The 20921-nt window shown below is 41.5% G+C and carries 20 protein-coding genes; 17 read left to right on the forward strand and 3 right to left on the reverse strand.

The window, feature by feature from the left end:
• Positions 1–2103 (reverse strand): TonB-dependent receptor plug domain-containing protein, encoded by a 2103-nt coding sequence (locus VQ643_RS00235; protein WP_414197140.1) that lies wholly within the window; start codon positions 2101–2103, stop codon positions 1–3.
• A 125-nt stretch (positions 2104–2228) separates the two neighbouring features.
• Between VQ643_RS00235 and VQ643_RS00240 the strand changes: the two genes are divergently transcribed.
• The 11 genes from VQ643_RS00240 (at position 2229) to VQ643_RS00290 (ending at position 11522) form a co-directional block, all read left to right on the forward strand.
• Entirely contained in the window at positions 2229–3248 is a 1020-nt protein-coding gene (locus tag VQ643_RS00240; RefSeq protein ID WP_414197141.1) for an NAD(P)H-dependent glycerol-3-phosphate dehydrogenase, read from the forward strand.
• A gap of 12 nt (positions 3249–3260) precedes the next feature.
• Complete coding sequence (locus VQ643_RS00245) at positions 3261–3581, forward strand: DUF4389 domain-containing protein (RefSeq protein ID WP_414197142.1); 321 nt, start codon at positions 3261–3263, stop codon at positions 3579–3581.
• Entirely contained in the window at positions 3578–4030 is a 453-nt protein-coding gene (sixA, locus tag VQ643_RS00250; RefSeq protein ID WP_414197143.1) for a phosphohistidine phosphatase SixA, read from the forward strand. Before VQ643_RS00245 ends, sixA begins: the two co-directional genes overlap by 4 nt.
• 19 nt (positions 4031–4049) lie before the next feature.
• Complete coding sequence (locus VQ643_RS00255) at positions 4050–4910, forward strand: alpha/beta fold hydrolase (RefSeq protein ID WP_414197145.1); 861 nt, start codon at positions 4050–4052, stop codon at positions 4908–4910.
• A gap of 112 nt (positions 4911–5022) precedes the next feature.
• On the forward strand, positions 5023–5835 hold the full coding sequence (locus VQ643_RS00260) for a DUF4892 domain-containing protein (RefSeq protein WP_414197147.1): 813 nt from the start codon (positions 5023–5025) through the stop codon (positions 5833–5835).
• A 13-nt stretch (positions 5836–5848) separates the two neighbouring features.
• Complete coding sequence (locus VQ643_RS00265; RefSeq protein ID WP_414197149.1) at positions 5849–6925, forward strand: AI-2E family transporter; 1077 nt, start codon at positions 5849–5851, stop codon at positions 6923–6925.
• Positions 6926–7204, forward strand: a complete 279-nt coding sequence (locus VQ643_RS00270; protein WP_414197151.1) for a hypothetical protein — start codon at positions 6926–6928, stop codon at positions 7202–7204.
• Positions 7205–7220: 16 nt separating this feature from the next.
• Positions 7221–8138: an AAA family ATPase gene (locus VQ643_RS00275; RefSeq protein ID WP_414197152.1), complete on the forward strand. Its 918-nt coding sequence runs from the start codon at positions 7221–7223 to the stop codon at positions 8136–8138.
• Positions 8138–9079 (forward strand): DUF58 domain-containing protein, encoded by a 942-nt coding sequence (locus VQ643_RS00280; RefSeq protein WP_414197153.1) that lies wholly within the window; start codon positions 8138–8140, stop codon positions 9077–9079. Before VQ643_RS00275 ends, VQ643_RS00280 begins: the two co-directional genes overlap by 1 nt.
• A 1-nt stretch (position 9080) precedes the next feature.
• The gene (locus tag VQ643_RS00285) at positions 9081–11069 is read left to right on the forward strand and encodes a transglutaminaseTgpA domain-containing protein (protein ID WP_414197154.1); all 1989 of its coding nucleotides are present in this window, start codon (positions 9081–9083) and stop codon (positions 11067–11069) included.
• Between the two features lie 60 nt (positions 11070–11129).
• Positions 11130–11522 carry a hypothetical protein gene (locus VQ643_RS00290; protein ID WP_414197155.1) on the forward strand — a complete coding sequence of 131 codons (393 nt, stop codon included), beginning with the start codon at positions 11130–11132 and terminating at the stop codon, positions 11520–11522.
• 16 nt (positions 11523–11538) lie between these two features.
• On the opposite strand, the gene VQ643_RS00295 is transcribed toward VQ643_RS00290, so the two are convergent.
• On the reverse strand, positions 11539–12270 hold the full coding sequence (locus VQ643_RS00295) for a phosphoadenylyl-sulfate reductase (RefSeq protein WP_414197157.1): 732 nt from the start codon (positions 12268–12270) through the stop codon (positions 11539–11541).
• A 185-nt stretch (positions 12271–12455) separates the two neighbouring features.
• On the opposite strand from VQ643_RS00295, the gene thrH reads away from it, so the two are divergent.
• From thrH to VQ643_RS00315, 4 genes are all read left to right on the forward strand, one after another.
• Positions 12456–13073 carry a bifunctional phosphoserine phosphatase/homoserine phosphotransferase ThrH gene (gene thrH, locus VQ643_RS00300; RefSeq protein ID WP_414197159.1) on the forward strand — a complete coding sequence of 206 codons (618 nt, stop codon included), beginning with the start codon at positions 12456–12458 and terminating at the stop codon, positions 13071–13073.
• A gap of 85 nt (positions 13074–13158) precedes the next feature.
• Positions 13159–13656 (forward strand): hypothetical protein, encoded by a 498-nt coding sequence (locus VQ643_RS00305; RefSeq protein ID WP_414197160.1) that lies wholly within the window; start codon positions 13159–13161, stop codon positions 13654–13656.
• Between the two features lie 294 nt (positions 13657–13950).
• Entirely contained in the window at positions 13951–15498 is a 1548-nt protein-coding gene (locus VQ643_RS00310) for an FGGY-family carbohydrate kinase (protein WP_414197162.1), read from the forward strand.
• 78 nt (positions 15499–15576) lie between these two features.
• Positions 15577–15921, forward strand: a complete 345-nt coding sequence (locus VQ643_RS00315; protein ID WP_414197163.1) for a hypothetical protein — start codon at positions 15577–15579, stop codon at positions 15919–15921.
• Between the two features lie 129 nt (positions 15922–16050).
• Here VQ643_RS00315 and VQ643_RS00320 read toward each other — a convergent pair whose 3' ends face one another.
• On the reverse strand, positions 16051–17973 hold the full coding sequence (locus tag VQ643_RS00320) for a transglycosylase SLT domain-containing protein (RefSeq protein ID WP_414197165.1): 1923 nt from the start codon (positions 17971–17973) through the stop codon (positions 16051–16053).
• 154 nt (positions 17974–18127) lie between these two features.
• On the opposite strand from VQ643_RS00320, the gene VQ643_RS00325 reads away from it, so the two are divergent.
• On the forward strand, positions 18128–20044 hold the full coding sequence (locus VQ643_RS00325; RefSeq protein ID WP_414197167.1) for an ATP-binding cassette domain-containing protein: 1917 nt from the start codon (positions 18128–18130) through the stop codon (positions 20042–20044).
• Between the two features lie 46 nt (positions 20045–20090).
• A complete protein-coding gene (locus tag VQ643_RS00330; protein WP_414197168.1) occupies positions 20091–20837 on the forward strand; it encodes a hypothetical protein in 747 nt (248 codons plus the stop codon).
• Positions 20838–20921 lie beyond the last annotated feature (84 nt).

Genomic DNA, 20921 nt, shown 5'->3' on the forward strand with positions numbered 1-20921 from the left:
CTAAAATTCAGCCTCTACTGAAAAGTAAAACTGAGAATTTGACTTATAACGCATGCTATACGGGGTGCCAGCTAACTGGTGGGTATCGGGTTGATCAAAAACATGCCTCCAGTTAAAAGCTATTGTAATGTCTTTCTCTTTAAGAAACATGGATTTGCTAATGCGCGCTTGTAGTTGTCTATTTTGGCTTAGTGTTTTATTGCCAGAGTAGTAAAAATACATCAGGCTAGTATGCCAATCACTTGGCCATTGCTTTAACCAAGCTAGGCTGGCTGTATGTTTGCTTGATTTATGTGTGGCTACCATTGCGTGGTGATGGCGTTTGTAGTCACCTTTATCTTCTAGCTGAGTATAGGTGCTTCTGAAACGGTTATCTGCATTGATTTGCCAATCGGCCTCCATTTCAAAACCATAGAGTTTTAATGAATAATTATTAATGGTTTCAAAGGTTTGAATATTAGGTGCACGACTAATAATATTATTAATTTTATCGTGAAATAGCTTTATATCTAGAGTGAGGCTAGGTTCTTCAAAAATGCCATGATAGCCAAGCTCAATTGAGCGCATACGTTCTTGGTCTAGTTTAGGGTTGCCTGTAAAATTAAAAATGTATTTGTTTGAGCTGGGTGGAGTAAAGCCTGAAATATGACTAAAGCGCATGCGGTATTGGCGATTCCCTTTAAGGTCAAACAGGTCAGGAGAGCGCGTCGCTTCGCTATAAACTAATCTTAGGCTGTGCGCTGGTGAGAATAAATAGTTAGCAGCTAGACGGGGAGTGTAAGACTCGCCAACAATGCTATCATGTTCAAACATCAGTCCTGATTGTAATAGCCAGTGGTTTGTGGCTTGCCATTCGCCTTGCCAAAATAAGCTACTGATATAACGGTTGGCAGAGTGATTAAAATAATCATCAGAGTAAGCAAAATCTTTGCGAAAACGTATCCCTTGAATAGTGCGTAATTCTGGCGTGATGTTAAAAGTATCTTGTAGCTCTATATCAAAACGTTTTTCTGTCAAGTTTTGCTGAATATTGCCACATACATAGTTTTCTGGGTGAATAATGACATTGCCGGCTGGATCTAAGGGCCATTGGTCATAGTCAATGTATAACAACGCTAGTTCACAGCTATTCCAATTTTGTTTGCTTTGAAAGTAAGAAAGCCCTACTTTAGCCTCAATAAGATGCTGCTCTGATAAATCCCAAGACCAGTGCGCACCTGCGTTATAGCTGGTATTTTTTAAGTTGGCATTAGCATCCATATTGGGTAACTCACGCTTCCACTGCGGGAACTCCCCAAAAATATCATAGAAAAATGAAGATGCGGTGTTAGATGGAGCATAGTTTGTGCCTTTGCTACCTGCTAAGAACCAACTGATTTTTTGCTGGTGGGCTAAGTTTTGGCTGCCTTGCCAGCGAATATTGGTATGCTCATTGCCACTATTAAATGAGCGTTGTAGTGGTTTGTTGGTGTTTTGTGTAAAGCCATTATCTGATTTTCTAGCAATTGACAGCCACGAACCACCTGTATTCCAGCTATGACCTGTATTTAAATACCAATCATTAATGCCGTCCGCGCCTTGGTTAACTTTAATTCGGCTATTGTGAGTGTATTGGGTTGGACGGGTGATAATGTTAATAACGCCAAATAAAGAGTTGGCCCCATAGCTTACGGTGTTTGGGCTGCGAAATATCTCAATACGTTCTATATCATCAATGGCAATAGGTAAGTCATTCCAGTGCACTGTGGTAATAGCCGCTGTTAAGACAGATTGCCCATCAATTAAAATTTGCATGCGACGAGAGTGCTCGGGATCGCCACCATGGTAGTTAACACTTGGTGTATGTCCATTCTGAGTAATGACTTGCATGCCGGGCACTAAACGCAACATTTCTGGAATAGTACGGGCACTAGAGGCTTTAATTAATTCTCGATCTAGCACCGTTAAACTGCCAGGCACCTCAGTAGGTGACTGCTGTAAGCGTGTTGCTGTCAGCACTTTAGTGGGATTAACCTCGGCATCCCAAAAAACACCTGTAGCTAAAGCCATTGAAAGGTTGGCTAATTGATACCAAATAAGAGTTATCAGTAAAAGAATGCGCACACTATTACCTAATATTTACTTACAAAAAAATAATTTTATCTAAGCTGTAAATAATTATCACTGGTTATCGACAACTTGTTTCGTATAATGCAATTATCGCCGTTTAAGGCTTGAGAGTTTTTTCGATGAACAATAAACCTGTTGCAGTACTTGGAGGCGGTAGCTTTGGTACTGCGATTGCCAACTTATTGGCAGCTAATGGCAGTCTTGTATATCAATGGATGCGCGATGAAGAACAAGTCAAAGCTATTCGTGAAACGGGATTTAACCCCCGTTATTTGAAAGGCATTCCATTAGATAAAAATATCCAGCCTACCACTGACATGTTACTTGCCTTGACGGCGAGTGAACTTGTGTTTGTAGCACTTCCTTCTGTTGCATTACGCACAGCATTAATGCCTTATGCTGAACTACTTAATACTAAACGCTTGATTAGTACAACAAAGGGAATTGAAGCACAAAGTTTTAAGTTAATGAGTCAAATTTTGCAAGAAATAGCCCCTCAAGCCCAAGTCGGTGTTTTGTCAGGTCCTAATTTGGCTCGGGAAGTTGCTGAGCATGCTTTAACCGCAACTGTTATTGCCAGTAAACATGCTGATCTGTGCCGCGAAGTGCAACAGGTTTTACATGGCAAAACGTTTAGAGTGTATGCTAGCTCCGATAGTTTTGGTGTAGAGTTAGGCGGTGCCCTCAAAAATGTATATGCGATTATTGCTGGAATCGCAAGCGCCATGAAAATGGGAGAGAATACGAAAAGTACATTAATAACGCGTGCGCTAGCTGAAATGACACGTTTTGCTGTGCGCCTGGGAGCTAACCCTATGACTTTTTTAGGTTTAGCAGGTATTGGTGACTTAATTGCGACCTGTACCTCGCCACAAAGTCGAAATTTTCGAGTAGGTTATGCTTTGGGGCAAGGATGTAGTTTAGAAAGTGCGATTGAAGAGCTTGGCGAAGTGGCCGAAGGCGTTAATACAGTTAAAGTGCTAAAAGCTAAAGCTGATGAGTTAGAAGTCTATATGCCACTGGTACAAGCGCTATATGCCATCGTGTACGAGAACAAAACAATAAAAGAAGTCGTAGGCTCTTTAATGGGGGGCGAGCCAAAAACTGATGTTGATTTTATTTCAATAGATAGTTTTTAAGTCGAGGTGTAAGTGAATAATTCCAAGCAAAGCGGTAATGGTGAAATGCTTGTGTTACGCATTTTATGGATGCTGATTTTTTTTGGTATTTGGCATTTGGCTGCACCAATATTAGCGGTTATTGTTATTTTACAAGTGATTTATCGAATTATTTTAGGCTATCCCAGCAGTAGTTTGATGTCATTTGGTGATAGTTTGAGTCAATACTTATCTGCTATTGGACGCTTTTCGAGCTTTAGTACGGAAGAAAAACCTTGGCCTGTAGCCGACTGGCCACAATCGCACTTAGAGCAGGATGATGCCCAGGCTTCATCATCGGATAGTCAACCATGAAACTATGGTTACTACGGCACGGGCAGGCCTATGCCTATGCAGCGCATGACAGTGAAAGAGCCTTAACTGAGCAAGGGAAGCAAGAGATTGCGCAAAGTGCGGTGCATTTGTGCGATCAGCCATTAGATATCATTCTTAGTAGCCCTTTTGTACGGGCGGAACAAAGCACAGATCAAGTACTAAAAATCTTAGCTAGGCCTGTAAAAATTGAGCAGGCTAGTTGGGCTACGCCAGATGATAATCCAAGAGCTGCGTTAAAGTACTTAGATCAATTAAGTGATTATCAAAATATTTTATTAGTGACCCATCAATTTTTTGTTGGGCAGCTAGCAGGGCTGCTAACTGGGCAGCCGCCAGTTGCTTTCCGTACGGGCACATTATTAGAGTTAGAGGGTGACTTTATTGCAGCAGGGTTAATGAGCCTAAAGCACAGTTATCATCCAAATTGAGTATTAAGAGAGTAGCCATTTGAAGATTCAAGATATTCGTATTCAACTACCTCATACAGAATTGGCAGCCCAAGTGTATGGCGAAGAGGGCGGAAAACCTGTTTTAGCTCTGCATGGTTGGTTAGATAATGCCATGAGTTTTGCACGGTTAGCGCCTAAACTTAAAGGCTTGAAAATTGTTGCCTTGGACATGGCTGGACATGGCTACTCAGCTCATCGCAGCTTAGATTCAGGTTATCAGCTATGGGATTATGCCATGGATGCCTTTCTTGCAGCGAATTACTTAGGTTGGGGGAAGTTTTCATTATTAGGGCATTCTTTAGGTGGTATTGTTTCAGTATTATTAGCTGGCGCTATGCCGGACCGTATTAGCCGAGTAGCTTTAATTGATGGGTTAGTACCCTATACGGGTGAAGCACATGAAGCACCAGAAAAGCTTAAGGAAGCTTTGCAAGCTCAATTAGCATTAGTGCATAAGCAAAAGCCTGTTTATCCAACCTTGGAACATGGTATTAGAGCACGTATGCAAGGCTTGATTAAGGTGTCTCGTGAAGCCGCTGAGTTGCTAGCTGAGCGCGGCTTGAGTCCTATCAAAGGTGGTTATACATGGAATACTGATCCACGCTTAACACTCCCTTCACCCTTAAGGTTTACTAAAGCGCATGCAGTGGCTTTCGTTATGGCGGTTAAATGCCCAGTGAGCTTGGTGTTAGCTGAGCAAGGCATTTTGTTAAGTGAGCGAGCAGCACAACCATTTCTAGATAAGCTGCCATTTGAGCTACACACTTTACCAGGCGGGCATCATTTACATTTAGATGATGAGCAAGGTGCGCAAGCTGTGGCTGAGTGCTTTAATGATTTTTTAAATCAAACAGAGTAATTCAACGTTAATACAGCCATGTTTTGATGTGTCTTTAATTTTTTTTAAAGACGCCTGCTAGTTTGAGATTAACAGAGCTATCAATCCTATTATCTTATGAGAGTTGGTTTTAATGCGAAACTTAGGTGCTTCTTGTCTTATTGGGTTTTTACTGATATTTACCTCAGCAACGCAGGCTGTAACACTTGAGCCAAAACCTTTGGCGCTTCGCCAATCGCAGTTAGTTTTTGAACAAACGAAAACAGTACCAACCTTCACCTATCCGTCTAGTGCTGTTCATCGGGTAGCGGGTAAGGCCAGTATGAGAAATAGCGTACATACTGGCGGTATTCAAACTGAAAAAATGTGGCACCTAGCTTCAGCTTATAATGCGATAGATGTATTTAATGAAGTAAGAACAGCACTTCAAATGCAAGGAATGCATGTTTTGTATTGGTGCACTGGGCGTGAGTGTGGCCCTAGCAATCTATGGGCAAACCAAATTTTTAATCAAGCGGAGTTATACGGGCCTGATGATCAGCAAGCTTATGCACTATTAACAGCTATCAATAGCGAGGCTAATACTCAAAGCTTGTCTGCTGTCTATACTGTGACTCGTGGTAATGGAAGAGCCTATGTTTATTTGAATCAGGTGCAAATGGATGAAGTGCAAGCTGAGCTAAATCCAGAGCCTTCTACCTTACTTAAACAATTAAAAGAAGATGGTGTACTTCACTTTCTTAGTCTTGACAAAGAACCAGATGAGCGCTGGGTAGCATTATTTGTACAAATGTTAAGACAGAATTCAACACTGCGTGTAGCTTTGCAAGGCGATACAGCTGATTTGTGGCGTGATCAAATGCTAGCGCAAGGTATAGCGAGTGCTCGAATTGAGCTGGCAGCGTCAGAGGGTGAAAAGGGTTTATCTATTCGTTTAATGCGTTAACTGGGCAGAATGAATGTCACGAATCAATAATGATCGTTTAGTCACACAAATAATCTTAATTATTTTATTAATCGCCTGTATTTGGGTGCTAAAACCTTTTGTGTCTGCTTTATTTTGGGCAGCTGTTTTAGCCTTTGCTACATGGCCATTAATGCGCGTTACAACACGACTAATGCGAGGCAATGTCACTGCGGCCGCTTTTTTTCTAACAGGCGCTTGGACCTTATTAGTAGCAATACCCTTAATTTATTTAGGTTTTAATATTGCGGATAATATTCGCGATGGTTTAGTTATGGTTCGCGATTTTCAGGTTGAAGGTCTACCAGAGGCGCCTTCATGGCTAGGTAAGGTACCTATGTTAGGTGAGCGCTTAGTTGAAGTTTGGAATAATGTTGATCAACAAGGTGCGGCTTGGTTGGCAAGTGTTAAACCCTATTTAGGTCAACTGGGCAACTGGTTGCTAGGGCGTAGTGCCACTATTGCTCGCGGCCTGTTAGAAATGGCATTAAGCCTATTTTTAGTATTCTTCTTTTATCGTGATGGACCTAAGTTGGCCGTGTTAGTCCGTAATTTATTACAGCGCTTGATTAGCGAAAAAGCAGATCACTACATGAACTTAATCGCTGGTACTGTGCAACGTGTTGTTAATGGGGTGATAGGTACAGCTATTGCTCAGGCATTGATTGCTTGGGTTGGCTTTAAGATTGTGGGCGCACCAGGCGATTTAATACTGGCATTTATGGTATTTGTATTAAGCCTTATACCTATGGGGCCGCCATTAGTCTGGGGGCCTGTTGCAGTATGGTTATTTGTTACTGGGGAAGTCGGTTATGGTGTATTTATGGCTCTTTGGGGGTTATTAGTTGTCAGCAGTGTTGATAACTTCTTAAAGCCTTATTTGATTAGCCGAGGCGGTAACTTGCCAATTGTTGTGGTGCTAATGGGCGTTTTCGGCGGCATTATTGCCTTTGGCTTTATGGGGCTATTCTTAGGGCCAACCTTGTTGGCAGTGGTTTATAACCTATTAAGTGATTGGAGCGCTCAAACCCATAAAGCCACTCAAGCAGAACACTCATTAGAGGATGTTTAAATGCAGCGTTTACTTATTGTGCTAATCATTAGTATGGGTTTGTTGGGCTGCCAAGGTAAAAGTTATAAAAGAGAAGCCTGTGGTATCCAAACAGATGCAGCTTGGAAAGAATTGTCTATTGCTAAAGCAGAAGGTTTTGCGGGCACTGTAAGCTATTCAAAAGCCTTGTCGTTGCTAACTGCAGCTAAAACGCAACAGCAGTTTGAAGCCTTTGAAGGCTGTACTCGTAAGGCCAAAAAAGCACGATTTTATATCCAAGAATCACGTGCTGGACGTTAATTCATAGGAGCAGGGTGTGCGCCAACAATTGCTAGCTTGTGTAAAAACAATTAATCAGGTTATTTTGGGTAAAGAGCATCAGGTGAATTTGGCTGTTTGTTGTTTGTTAGCCAAAGGGCATCTTCTGTTAGAAGATTTGCCTGGTATGGGGAAAACAACGCTAAGCCATGTGCTAGCACAGGTCTTAGGCTTGTCTTATCAGCGTATTCAATTTACCTCTGATTTATTGCCAGGCGATGTATTAGGTACCTCTGTTTTTGACCGCTCAAATAATGCCTTTGTATTTCACCCCGGCCCTATATTTGCTCAAGTCGTATTGGCTGATGAAGTTAACCGAGCCACACCTAAAAGTCAGAGTGCTTTGCTTGAGGCCATGGAGGAGCGACAGGTTTCCATAGAGGGTAAAACGCATCTATTACCTGATCCGTTTTTTGTGATTGCAACACAAAACCCTTCAACACAAAGTGGTACTTTCCCTCTTCCTGAGTCTCAACTTGACCGTTTTTTAATGCGTATTTCATTAGGTTATCCTCCAGAAAAAGCAGAAAAAAAATTGCTACTAGCAGGAGGCGCCAGACGCACACTCAATCAAGCCGCTATCTTAACGATTGAAGGATTAAAAAAAGCTCAGCAAGAGGTGGTGCAGATAGAGGCGAGTGAAGTCTTGATTGACTATATTTTACGACTAGTCACTGCAACACGCTCGCAATCTCAGTTTGTGGAAGGCTTATCGCCTCGTGCAAGTTTGGGTTTATTAGCCGCCGCTAAAGCTTGGGCATACATGGCAGGTCGTTCCTATGTCATTCCTGAAGATGTACAGGCTGTACTTCCAGCGGTTGTTAGTCATCGCTTAAATGAGCCTGTAAGCACTAACTTGCAAGCAGGTGGCAAGCAAGTGCAGTGGCTATTAAATAATACGCCAACGGTTGCCTAATGCGCACATGGTTTAAGCGCTGGCTAGCTAAGCGGTTGCCACCAAGTTCCTGTGTGCAGCTCAATCGTAAAACAATTTTTATATTGCCTACGATAACAGGCTATGCCATGGGAACTGTCTTAATTTTGATGTTGTTATTGTCAATCAACTATCAAAATAGCCTTGCTTATGCGTTGACCTTTTTATTGTTTTCCATTTGTTTATTAACGGCCTTGCATACATGGAGAAATCTTGATCAGCTGAAACTACAGGCAGTTTCTGTAACAGATAGTTTTGTAGGTGAGCAGGCTTCGTTCTCTATTCAGTTAATCAGTGATAAACGTGCTTACTACGCGATTAATCTTTCTTGGTATGAAGGTGAAGAAAATTTACAGCGTTTTGACGCTAATGCGCAATCCCCCACCTTAGTGCACCTACCATTATTGCAATCTCGCCGAGGTGTAATGAAAGCGGGGCGTATTAAAATAAAAACAGTATTTCCGTTGGGTATTTGGCAAGCGTGGAGTTTGGTTGATCTTGACCAGTATGCATTAGTTTACCCTAAGCCAATTGAGGCGGATATTAAAGCGCTGCTGTCAGAGGGTAGTAAAGATTTGCAAGTCAGTGTAAATCAACGCTCTGGTGCTGATGATTATGATGGTTTGCGTGACTGGCAGAAAGGCGAGTCTATGCAGCGGGTGAACTGGAAGGTATGGTCAAAAACGGATCGTTTCGTGGTGAATAATTTTACTATGCAACAAGGTTCAGAACAGGTGCTTAACTATGCTGATATCCTAGGTGATACAGAATATCGACTTAGTGTTTTGTGCTTTCATGTGCTACGCCTAAGCCAAGCTGGGCAGACTTTTGAGTTGCAGCTACCACAGCAGACTATAGGTCCGGATCAAGGGCTTTTGCATCAAACTGAGTGCCTGCAAGCACTCGCCAAATTTGGGCAATGATATGAATAGCTTTTCAGCTCAACCCTTACCACGCACTAGTATTACTTGGCTTCTGGTAGCACAAGCCTTAGTTATTGTACCACTAACATTCTATTTGCCTTTTTGGGCGACATTATTATGGCTATTTTGTGCAGGATGGCGCATTCAGATTTATCGCAGCAAACTTAAATACCCTAAAAGCCTAATGAAAATCAGCTTAATGCTAGCCTGTGCTGCAGCTATTTTTTTTAGTCGCGGCACGCTGATTGGTGTAGATGCGGGGGTGGCTTTACTCATTAGCGCTTTTACTTTGAAACTGATAGAGGTACGTACCAATAGAGATGCCTTGGTTGTGATTTTTTTAGGCTTTTTTTGTTTACTGACTCACTATCTGTTTGATGCAGGAATATTACCCGCTCTATTTAGCTTGATTTCATTTTCAGCTTTGCTAGCTACCTTAATAGGCTTACAGCAAACCCCTAATAGTATTAAACCAATGGCAACTTGGCGTATGGCTTGGACACTTATTTTGCAAGCAGTGCCATTAATGCTAGTGCTATTTTTATTTTTTCCCAGACTATCACCGCTATGGGCATTGCCAGCACCTAGCGATCAAGCAAGAACGGGCTTATCTGAAAGCATGACACCAGGTGATGTGGCTAAATTAAGTCAGTCAGCTGACCTTGTGTTTCGAGTGAGCTTTACAGGAAAGGCACCAGAGCATAAAGACTTATACTGGCGCGCGCTTACCTTTAGTCATTTTGATGGGCAAACGTGGTCTGCTGGGAATACTTATGCGGGTATGGCGGGGCGCGAATTGAAATGGCAAAGGCGTGGTCAAGCGCTTGATTATCAAGTGATTATGGAGCCAAACAATAAGCATTGGCTTTATGCCCTAGATACAGCAACTAGTAGCGCGCCAGGTATTACGCAGCAATCTGACTTTAGTTTACAACGTCTAAGTCCTGTAACTAGCTTATACGGTTATAAAGTACAGTCTTGGCCAGCCGCTTTACGTCAGGGAAACTTATCGGAGCGGCAACAACAGCGCTACTTGCAGTTACCTGCAACAGGAAATATAGAGTCTAGAGAGTTTGCGCGTAACTTATTAGAAAACGCAGGTTCTACGGATGCATTTGCTGAAAAAATGCTCGCATATTTTAACCAGCAGCCTTATTACTATACGCTGACTCCACCGACCTTAGGCGAGAACAGTGTAGATGAGTTTATGTTTAGTTCACGCCAAGGCTTTTGTGCGCATTATGCAGGGGCTGCTGTTTTTATGTTTCGTGCAGCTGGTATTCCTGCACGAATGGTTGTTGGCTATCAAGGCGGTGAATTTAACCAAGAAAAAAACTTTGTGCAAGTAAGGCAATTGGATGCGCATGCATGGGTTGAATATTGGCAAGCCGATGTAGGTTGGACAACTATTGATCCTACTTTCGCAGTAGCGCCAGAGCGCATAGAGTTAGGCTTAGAAGCGGCTTTGTCTGGGCAGGAAGGCTACTTAGCAGAATCGCCATTTTCTCCATTGAATTACAGCAAATATGCTTGGGTCAACAAACTGCGAGGTTTCTGGGATAATCTTAATTATCAATGGCAGATAAAAGTACTTAACTTTCAAAGTGATGAGCAAGAAAGTTGGTTTTCAGCGCTTTTTGGTAACTGGAGTTGGCAAAGTATTGCCTTGTTCTTAGTGAGCAGTATAAGCATCATTATATTAGTGGTTATGTTGTTGATGTTTAAACCTTGGGTGCATAAGTATACGCCATTACAGCGCTTGCAAAATAATCTTGATAAGTTCCTATTAAAGAAAAATCTGCCACGGCATGAAACAGAAGGCTTACATAGCTATTTCGAACGTATTGAGCCACAGCTTACAGTTGAACAAAAAGTAATATTGCTAGAGTTTATTCGTAACTGGGACGCTTGCTTATACCGTAAATCCTTAGTAAATATAAAAGTATTACGTGTAAGCTTAGCAAAACTTAGGAGAAGTTGGCATAAATAGACGGAACCTTTAGCAGATAATTAAGGTCTATTGAAATTATCTATATAAGGTATTTTGCCAATGTCATCTTTTTTTAAGCTAAGTCTATTTATTTTCTCTATCCTGCTAATAGGCTGTAATGCATTACCGCAAAATACTACGGTGCCTAACAACCCATTAACTACACAAAATAGCGTTTTTTTAAAGGCTAAGGGAGATTCTCCCTTATGGACAGCAGATATTGAAAATAATCAGTTATTTTTTTCGAACACTAAGTATGCACGTTCTTTGACGGAGCTTACATCACGTGCAAACTATGCCTCTGGAGTGAGTTACAGCGGAAACTGGCAGGGCTATGCCTTGGTACTTAATGTGACTAAACAAGATTGTGAAGATAAAAGTGGACGCAATTATCAATATACTGCCCAAGCCATGTTAGATGATCAAGTATATTCAGGCTGTGCCAGTCTCTAAAGCTGTTGAGAAAAAGTCATGATAAATTAACATTGCCTGCATGTAGTCCACATTCTTTATGGGTGCTTTCTTCCCACCACCAACGACCTTCGCGTTCATGTTGATTAGGCAATACGGGACGAGTGCAAGGCTCGCAGCCAATGCTAATAAAACCTCGCTCATGCAAGCTGTTGTAGGGCACCTCTAAAGCACGAATATAGTCCCAAATTTCACTACTGCTCATCTGGGCAAGTGGGTTGAACTTGTATAAAGGATGCTCTGGAGTAGAAAAGCTTGTATCTAATTCAACATGGGCAACCTGATTACGTGTGCTAGGGCTTTGATCTCGACGTTGTCCTGTAATCCAAGCACTAATTGTACTTAATTTGCGTCTTAAAGGAGCTATTTTGCGAATACTGCAGCACTGACTATGACCGTCTTGATAAAAGCTAAATAAACCTTTCTCATGAACAAAATGCGCCAGTTCTTCTGCATTGGGAGAAAGCACTTCAATTTTTAACTGATAATGGGTTCGTACTTGCTCAATAAAACGATAGGTTTCAGGGTGTAAACGACCTGTATCTAGAGTAAATACGCGTAGATTAGGGTTTATCTTGACTGCCATATCTATAAGCACAACATCCTCGGCACCACTAAAAGATAAGCAGATATCATTACCAAAGAGTTCGAAGGCTTTTTTTAAAATCTGCCTCGCAGAGCTTTGTGCAAGGCTTTCATTTAAAGCAGCTATATCAAGTAGACTGGGCATAGTTAGGCTCATAGCTATAAAAATTATTGGGCTATGGTAGCAAGCTTTATTTAGAACATTAACTGTGATTGTGCGTTAAATATATACCTGTTAGTTATATATCAATAAAAAGCTGTGCTTAAAGATTGCAGGGGGCATTGCAAGTCGTTAGAGTGCATACTTTTCAACCTATTGAGGATGCATTTGTGGAAATCGCCTGTCTCGACCTTGAAGGGGTACTGGTACCAGAAATCTGGATTGCGTTTGCTGAAAAAACTGGGATTGATGAGTTACGGGCTACCACGCGTGATATTCCAGATTACGATGTACTCATGAAACAACGCTTACGCATTTTAGATGAGCATGGCCTAAAGCTGAATGACATCCAAGAAGTTATAGCAACACTAAAACCACTTGAAGGTGCTGTTGAATTTGTTGATTGGTTGCGTGAGCGTTTTCAAGTTATTATTTTGTCGGATACCTTTTATGAGTTCTCTCAGCCACTCATGCGCCAATTAGGCTTCCCAACGCTGTTATGCCATAAGCTAATCACAGATGAAACCGATCGCGTAGTGAGCTATCAGCTGCGCCAGAAGGACCCTAAGCGTCAATCTGTCATCGCACTTAAAAGCCTGTATTACCGTATTATTGCTGCAGGGGATTCGTATAATGACACTACTATGTTGGCAGAAGCCCACGCTGGTATTTTATTCCACGCGCCACAAAATGTGATTGATGAGTTTCCTCAATTCCCAGCTGTGCACACTTACGAAGATTTGAAAAAAGAATTTATCAAAGCTTCAGATCGTAAATTAACGCTGTAACAAGTTATTCAAAATAAACCAAGCTGGCGTTGTCTAATGCTAGCTTGGAATTGCCATTTAATACGTTAAGGAAGAATCAATTAAAATGGTTAAAAAAATAAAAACGGAACTTACCTATCTCAAATATGAAAGCGACTGGAATCGGTTAGACATTAATTTTGGCTCAGTCATTTTTAAAATGTCGAAAGATAAAATTTATATCGATGAAACACCTTATGCCTGCAATGAAACATTATCTGAAATTTTTAATTTAAAACTGGATGATGCAGGTTATTTATTTTTTTCAGTAAACTCATATAAAAAGAAAGTAATTAAGTACCGCTTAGATTGTAATACGGTGGCAGGTGCTGCTGAATTGGCTAGATGTTTAATCAGTGTGCATTCGGGCACTATGATAAGAAATTCAGCCTATAACGATATTGATATTGTCATTAAAGAAAATAACTACTATGTAGCAATAGGTACACGCCATTTAAAATTATTTTTGCTATCGATAATCCTTATCGTCATGATTTTACAGAGCGCTTTCCAGAGCCAAGTAAAAAATTTGATTTTACAACGGTTGATATTGATAAAAACATGATTCAAGTTAATTGTGTTGGTCCTGATTTAAATAATGAGCAATCAGGCCTTGTTGATTATAAATATGAATGGCAGTTAAATTTACCCAAAGAATTAGAATTACATTGCTAATTGTTATTGAAAGCGACCTTTAGTTTAATGAGTAAAACTCAATAATATAGTTGGCTTTAACTGATTAAAAAATTAGTGCAACTCAGTTAATGCTAGCGTTTCATGTTCATAGAGTTTTCAAATCTTAGCGTGCAAAAAAATAAGCTTCTTTGCATAATGTGCTACCTTCTTGATGAGCATTGCTATGAGTACTTCTGATTACTTGTTAGCTTTAGATAATGGAACACAAAGTGTTCGTGCCTTGGTTTTTGACTTGCAGGGCAATTTGATTGCTAAAAGTCAAGAGATCTTTGAGGCGCCGCACTCACCGAAAAAAGGCTGGGCTGAGCAAGATGCTAACTACTTTTGGATAAAGCTGGCTTATGCTTGCCAACATTTATGGCAACAAGGGATTGATCCTCAATCTATAAAAGCAGTATGTGTTACCACGCAGCGTGGTTCATTGGTGCATGTTGACGAAAAAGGCAACCCATTGCGTCCTATGATTCTATGGATGGATCAACGCCAAGCTTGTGTGCGTAAACCCCTAGGTTCTTATTGGGGGGTATTGTTTAAGTCTATTGGCTTAAGTTCATTGGTAAATTACTTTCGTGCACAATCAGAAGTAAATTGGGTTGCACAAAATCAACCTGAAATCATGCGTAAAACCCATAAAGTACTTTTACTATCAGGACTTATTAATTATCGCCTAACAGGTAAATTTGTTGAGTCCAGCGCTAATTGCGTAGCCTATCTGCCTTTTGATTATAAGAAACAGCGCTGGGCTGCTAAGGGTAGCTGGAAGTGGCATGCGATTGCTTTGCGCCCAGAGCAATTACCAGATTTGCTTGAGGTAGGTACACCGCTAGGAGAGATCACGGAGCAGGCGTCTATTCAAACAGGTATTCCTCAGGGGGTGCCAGTGATTGCAGGAGCTGCTGATAAAGCCTGTGAAGTGCTAGGTAGTGGGGCGTTAGAAAAAAATGTGGCGTGTTTGTCTTATGGTACCACGGCAACTATTAATACAACGCGTGAAGATTATTTAGAAATTACTCGTTTAATTCCGCCGTATCCAGCCGCAGTTGCAGGGCGCTATAACACTGAAGTGATGATTTATCGTGGTTTTTGGATGGTAAGTTGGTTTAAACAAGAGTTTGGATTGCAAGAGTTACAACTTGCCGAGCGTTTAGGACTTGCACCAGAAGCGTTATTTGATGATTTAGTCAAGCAAGTGCCAGCGGGTAGCGAGGGCTTAATGTTACAGCCTTACTGGTCTCCAGGTTTACGTGTGCCAGGGCTTGAGGCAAAAGGGGCTATTATTGGTTTTACGGACGTACATACTCGCGCGCATATGTATCGCGCTATTTTAGAAGGTATTGCTTATGGCTTGCGTGAAGGAAAAGAGCGTATTGAAAAGCGCAGTGGAACCCCGATTAAATGCTTGAAAGTATCAGGTGGCGGTTCGCAAAGTAATGCCGCAATGCAACTGACTGCAGATATTTTTGGATTACCAGCCGAGCGCCCTCATACCTTTGAAGCCTCTGGTTTAGGTGCAGCCATCATCTGTGCAGTAGCTTTGGGCTATTATCCAAGTTATACAGCAGCCGTAGAGGCTATGGTACGAGTAGGTGATGTCTTTTACCCTAATCCATTAGCGCAAACAACCTATAATCAATTATATCGCCGCGTTTACTTAAAAATGTACAAGCGCTTGCGTGCTTTATATAAGCAAATTGAAAAACTACCGAAATAACGCAATAACATAGGGTACTGATATACCTAAGAAGTGCAAAATTTATATGATAAAATCAATAAGTTGAGAGGCAAGGTATTGCAAGGCAGAAAAACTGATAGCAAAAGCGAAACTGAAAAACAGGCCTTGGCTTTTCAAGATGTTTTTTATGGGCGAAATGCACATTTCCTACCTTGTGCTTGGAATAATGAGGAGTCTTTAGGACGAGCGCTGGTTGATGATGCTGGGATCACTGGTAATACAGATGATACAGTGTTTCGACTTGCAATTTTTATGATAAAAGAATATTTAGAAACTTACCTCAAGTATGAGGATAATCAAGTGAGCGATGAAAGCTTTAAAAACTTTGTTAACACTATTATTAATAAATACACATTGGTTTTGCTAGGTCGTGACTATTCTTATAGGCGTGATACTCAATAAAAGGATTAACATTTATTTAGGTGTATTTTAGAAAGGGGAAAATGCACAGTTCTTATGTTTGTATGATCAAGCTCAAAGCAGTTAGATTTTATGCGGCGCTTATTGTTGTTATAGGCGCCGCTTTTTTTATTACTGGCGTAAATCTTGTTCGTGAAGTTGAATCATTTGTGCAGGTACTTTCAACTTGTCACTATAAATCACCGAATAGGTTAATACGTTTTGCACATACTGTCGGGTTTCATCAAAAGGAATACTTTCAACCCATACATCATAAGGAAGATGATCGGCATCCTTTAACCATTGACGCACACGGCCAGGGCCAGCGTTATAAGCAGCAGATGCGAGAATACGGTTACCTTTAAACATATTTGAAACCTGACTTAAATAGGCTGTACCGATTTGAATATTAGTCTCAGGTTCTAAGGCTTTTTGTGGATGACTTAATGTGATGCCATAACGGCGCGCTGTTTCGCGTGCAGTGGCGGGCATGACTTGCATTAAACCCATAGCACCTGCGTGAGATTTAGCATCAGCCATAAACCCACTTTCTTGGCGAGTAATAGCAATAACCCAGCTGGTTAATAAGCCTCGCTGTTTGGCGTTATCTCTAAACTGTTGCTGATAAACAAGTGGGAAGCGAATATCCAAGTCATCCCAATATTGCGCGCGGCTAATATTGACGATAGCAGGGAAGTACCATTGCATCTCATAGGCTAATTTGGCTTGGGCAATCAGTTCGTCATTGCTAAGATGCTGGCTAATGAAGTACCACTCACGACGCGCCTCAGCAATTTCATTGCGTGCAATAAACTCTTTTGCACGGGCCACCGCAGGAAGGTTGCGGACCTTGTCCGTTATTTCAGGGCTGAGTGTTTTAGGTTGATTGAGTAAATGGTATGGCTGTTTGACTTGGTCAGCCGATAGAAAGCCATAAAAGTCTCGCTGATTAGCCACATTAGCGAAATGCTGCTGAATACCTTTATCACTAGGGTTAGCTAGCTGTAACGAACGGGCTTGCCAGTATTGCCAGCGGTTAGTGTTTGCCAGTGAGCTAGGAAACGCTCGAATGGTCTGATTAGCCGCCTTCCATTGTCCTGTACGCAATAATAAACGGGCTTTCCACTCACTAACTGTATCGTCTTTATAGTTAGGGTCAAAATTTTGCATCACAGCTAAGCCACGTATATCAAAACGCTTAGCTAAAGGTAAACCAATGGTTTTGGCCAGTGCAATTTGCTCGTGTTCAGTAAAGGCCAGTTGCTGGCTATAATGATTGAGCAGAGTTAGGGCTTGTTCAGCATTTTTTCGAGCTAGTTTACGTAAGCCTAAGGCAACAACTTGAGCGGTTTGGCTATCTTTACCGGGATAGTTTTGAGTTTGTGCTATGAGCTCAGGGCGTTGAGCAACCGCTAATAACTTATTGGCTTGAGCTTTATGGCTGGGAATGGTTTGGGTTAAATAATTCGCTAAACGGTAATTATTGGCATCAATCGCCAGTAAAAAACGCTGCCAACGGTGTTCTTCTGTTTGCTTGCCAGCAGCTGCCCATGCATTAAATAAAGGGTCACACGCATTAGGTTGAGACTGTCCTGAAAGCCAAAGTGTATTTGCTAAGCTATAAGCTGAATCAAATTGGTTGGTAGCAAGCAGTTGCTGGCCTTGTAAACAGTCTAACTCTGTAAAGTTGAGTTCTGGTGAGTAGTACTTAGCAAAGGTCGCCCAGTCTTTTTTGTCAGCCAGTTGTTTTAACCAACGCATTTGCATCCAGCGAATTTGAGGTAAGTCTTGATTGCTACTAATATAGTGCTCGATTTCTTGATCAGGGGCTGATTTTAGGCGCAACGAAAGTTCGTCATAAACCAAGTAGGTATAAAGCGGATAGCTACTTAAAGCATTTTTATTTTGCTGGAAAAGACTCGTTTTGCCTTTGGCTAGCTCAGCTTTTGTTTGCGTAAATAAGCTACGTTGTTGCTCTAATGACAGCGCGGCAGCAGGCAGTGAAATACTAAAAGAAATAGCTGCACATAAAGAAAGTAAAGAAGTCGTGCGCATAATAAACCCGTAATAAATAATGCTCAGGAATAAATAAATGCAGCTTATCCTTTTACGGACGCAGTTAAAAGCGTTGAACCTACGGCTTTTCAATAAAATCAGGAAATCTTTCACAGACTAGGTACAATGCGCAGCAATTAATAGGAGATCCCCCATGACCTTGCTAAAACTTACTGATGTTTCATTAGCCTATGGTGCGACGCCATTGCTTGACCATGTTAGCTGGCAAATAGCTAAAGGCGAGCGTGTTTGCATTATTGGGCGCAATGGTACAGGTAAGTCCAGCATGCTCAGCGTTGTGCGTGGCAGCCAGTTGCCAGATGATGGCAGCATTTGGCGTGCGCCTGGTTTAAAAATTGGTGAGTTACCACAAGAACTACCGCGGGCAGATGATCGCACCGTGTTTGATGTGGTAGCTGAAGGCTTAGAAGGTGTTGGTGAGTTATTAGCGAAATATCACAAGCTTAGCCAAAATATTCAAACCGATGCAGATCTCACAGAATTAATGCACGTCCAGCAAGCATTGGAAAGTAAAGATGGCTGGCGTTTACAGCAGTTGGTTGAGAGTACTCTAAGTCGTTTGCAATTACCCGCAGAAAAGACCCTGAGTGAGTTATCAGGTGGTTGGCGCCGTCGAGTTTTATTGGCGCAAGCTTTAGTAGCTGAGCCAGATTTGCTTCTACTGGATGAACCAACTAACCATTTGGATATTGGTGCTATCGCATGGCTAGAAGAGGCACTCAAAAGCTTTACAGGTGCAGTGCTTTTTATTACCCATGATCGAACCTTCTTGCAGCACTTAGCAACCCGTATTTTAGAGTTGGACCGTGGGCATTTAATTGACTGGCAAGGGGACTACGCCAGTTTCTTAGTTCATAAAGAGCAAGAATTAGCGGCTGAAGAAACCGCCAATGCCTTATTTGATAAGCGTTTAGCGCAAGAAGAAGTATGGATTCGCCAAGGTATTAAAGCACGCCGTACTCGTAATGAGGGGCGAGTCCGAGCTTTAAAAGCGATGCGTATGGAGCGTCGTGAGCGGCGTGAGCGTCAAGGCACTGCAAATATCCAGTTAGAAACGGCCTCGAAATCAGGAAAGCAAGTTCTTGTTGCAAAAAATATTAGTTTTGCGCATCCGCAAGGGCGGACGTTGATTAAGGATTTTTCCTTTCTTTTGCAGCGTGGAGATCGTGTTGGTCTGCTTGGCGCCAATGGTAGTGGTAAAACAACACTATTAAAACTGCTTCTAGGTGAACTAACTCCAACTAAAGGCGAGTTGGAAGTAGGCACCAAATTAGAAATTGCTTATTTTGACCAGTTACGCCATCAGCTTGATCCGGAAAAAACAGTCATGGATAACGTAGCTGAAGGCAGTGATACCTTGACTATTAATGGTCAAGACAAGCATGTGTTGAGTTATTTAGGTGATTTTCTTTTTAGCCCTCAGCGTGCGCGTACACCGGTAAAAGCTTTATCTGGTGGGGAAAGAGCGCGCTTGTTATTGGCTAAACTCTTTACTAAGCCTGCTAACCTATTAGTACTTGATGAGCCAACTAACGATTTAGATGTGGAAACACTTGAACTGCTAGAGGAAGTCCTTTCTGAGTACCAAGGTACAGTGCTTATTGTTAGTCATGACCGTAGCTTCCTTGATAACGTAGCAACCAGTACTTTGGTGTTTGATGGTACGGGGAAAGTTAATGAGTTTGTAGGTGGTTTTGATGACTGGCTGCGCCAAGGTGGCAGTATCACGCAGTTAGGAATGACTGAAGCACTAGATAATAAAAACCAGAAAAAAGCACCAACAGCTGCAGCGACAGCAGCAATAGAAAAACCAACGGCTGAGCCTAAAAAAAAGCTAAGTTATAAACTACAGCGTGAATTAGATAGCATGCCTGAGCAGATAGAGGCTATTGAAACACGCATTGCAGCTTTAGAAACAATGACAGCTGATGTTGCCTTTTATGCTCAGTCAGTGGAGCAAACGCAGCCTATATTAGATGAGTTAATAGCAAAACAAGAAGAGCTTGAAACATTGATCGAGCGCTGGGCTGAATTGGAAGAAATGCAATAATATGGCGTCATTAATGGAATAAAATTAATGATAAAGGGGTAGGAATATGCCTATATTAGTAGGATTTTCAGGATTGATGATTGGCTGTGCCATCTTTTTTGCAATCCATGCGATACGTCATCGACAACCACTGTACTGGGTATTTTTACTCTTTGTATTTCCTGGTTTAGGCTCTTTGGTATACTTTTTTGCTGTGTATTATCCGCAATCGAAAGTGCAGGTTGGCGTGAATCGTGCACTGAACAAAGCTGTATCTGAGCTTAATAGAGGTAAAAATCTGCAGGCAGCAAGAGATGCTTTTGAGTTTACGCCCACAGCGCAAAGGCGTTTAGAGTTAGCTGATTTATTGCTGGATAATGATTTGCCAGAGGAAGCATTGGCTCATTATGAACAATGCTTAACTGGTATTTATGCAGAAGATATGAATATTCGCTTCTCGGCAGCCAAAGCTGCATTTGAGTCAGCACGCTATGATTGCGGACTTAAACATCTAGAAACTATTCGGCAAAAAGCACCTGATTTTAATCCAGAAAAGATTTTGGTACTGATAGGGCAAGGTCTTTGGATGGCGCAACGCTATGAAGAGCGAGACAGGTTTTTTACTCAGCAATTAAAAATGCTTGATACCTTTGATGCTCGTGTAGTCTATGCATTATGGGCTCAAGAAAAGCAATTGCCAGAGGCAAAAAATCTAGCGGATAGTATTGAAAACACTATTAAGCGCTGGAGTAAGATTAATAAACAAATGAACAAGGAAATGCTTGCTTATTGGCAAAAAACAAATACCTTGTAAAAAATGTGGTCATAAATTTAAGCTAAAGTCTAGGTTTTTATAGATAAAACCTGTATTATATGCGCCGGCTAAACATTAGCCCCC

The organism is Pseudomonas sp. F1_0610, assembly GCF_047470865.1.
GTDB lineage: Bacteria > Pseudomonadota > Gammaproteobacteria > Pseudomonadales > Pseudomonadaceae > JAZDRH01.

Bases quoted from the DNA above. Each gene is read 5' to 3' on its own strand.
- sixA (WP_414197143.1), top strand. From the start codon at position 3,578: ATGAAACTATGGTTACTACGGCACGGGCAGGCCTATGCCTATGCAGCG.
- VQ643_RS00265 (WP_414197149.1), top strand. From the start codon at position 5,849: ATGTCACGAATCAATAATGATCGTTTAGTCACACAAATAATCTTAATT.
- VQ643_RS00305 (WP_414197160.1), top strand. From the start codon at position 13,159: ATGGTTAAAAAAATAAAAACGGAACTTACCTATCTCAAATATGAAAGC.
- VQ643_RS00270 (WP_414197151.1), top strand. From the start codon at position 6,926: ATGCAGCGTTTACTTATTGTGCTAATCATTAGTATGGGTTTGTTGGGC.
- VQ643_RS00260 (WP_414197147.1), top strand. From the start codon at position 5,023: ATGCGAAACTTAGGTGCTTCTTGTCTTATTGGGTTTTTACTGATATTT.
- VQ643_RS00295 (WP_414197157.1), bottom strand. From the start codon at position 12,270: ATGCCCAGTCTACTTGATATAGCTGCTTTAAATGAAAGCCTTGCACAA.
- VQ643_RS00330 (WP_414197168.1), top strand. From the start codon at position 20,091: ATGCCTATATTAGTAGGATTTTCAGGATTGATGATTGGCTGTGCCATC.
- VQ643_RS00325 (WP_414197167.1), top strand. From the start codon at position 18,128: ATGACCTTGCTAAAACTTACTGATGTTTCATTAGCCTATGGTGCGACG.
- VQ643_RS00290 (WP_414197155.1), top strand. From the start codon at position 11,130: ATGTCATCTTTTTTTAAGCTAAGTCTATTTATTTTCTCTATCCTGCTA.
- VQ643_RS00240 (WP_414197141.1), top strand. From the start codon at position 2,229: ATGAACAATAAACCTGTTGCAGTACTTGGAGGCGGTAGCTTTGGTACT.
- VQ643_RS00280 (WP_414197153.1), top strand. From the start codon at position 8,138: ATGCGCACATGGTTTAAGCGCTGGCTAGCTAAGCGGTTGCCACCAAGT.
- VQ643_RS00310 (WP_414197162.1), top strand. From the start codon at position 13,951: ATGAGTACTTCTGATTACTTGTTAGCTTTAGATAATGGAACACAAAGT.
- VQ643_RS00320 (WP_414197165.1), bottom strand. From the start codon at position 17,973: ATGCGCACGACTTCTTTACTTTCTTTATGTGCAGCTATTTCTTTTAGT.
- VQ643_RS00285 (WP_414197154.1), top strand. From the start codon at position 9,081: ATGAATAGCTTTTCAGCTCAACCCTTACCACGCACTAGTATTACTTGG.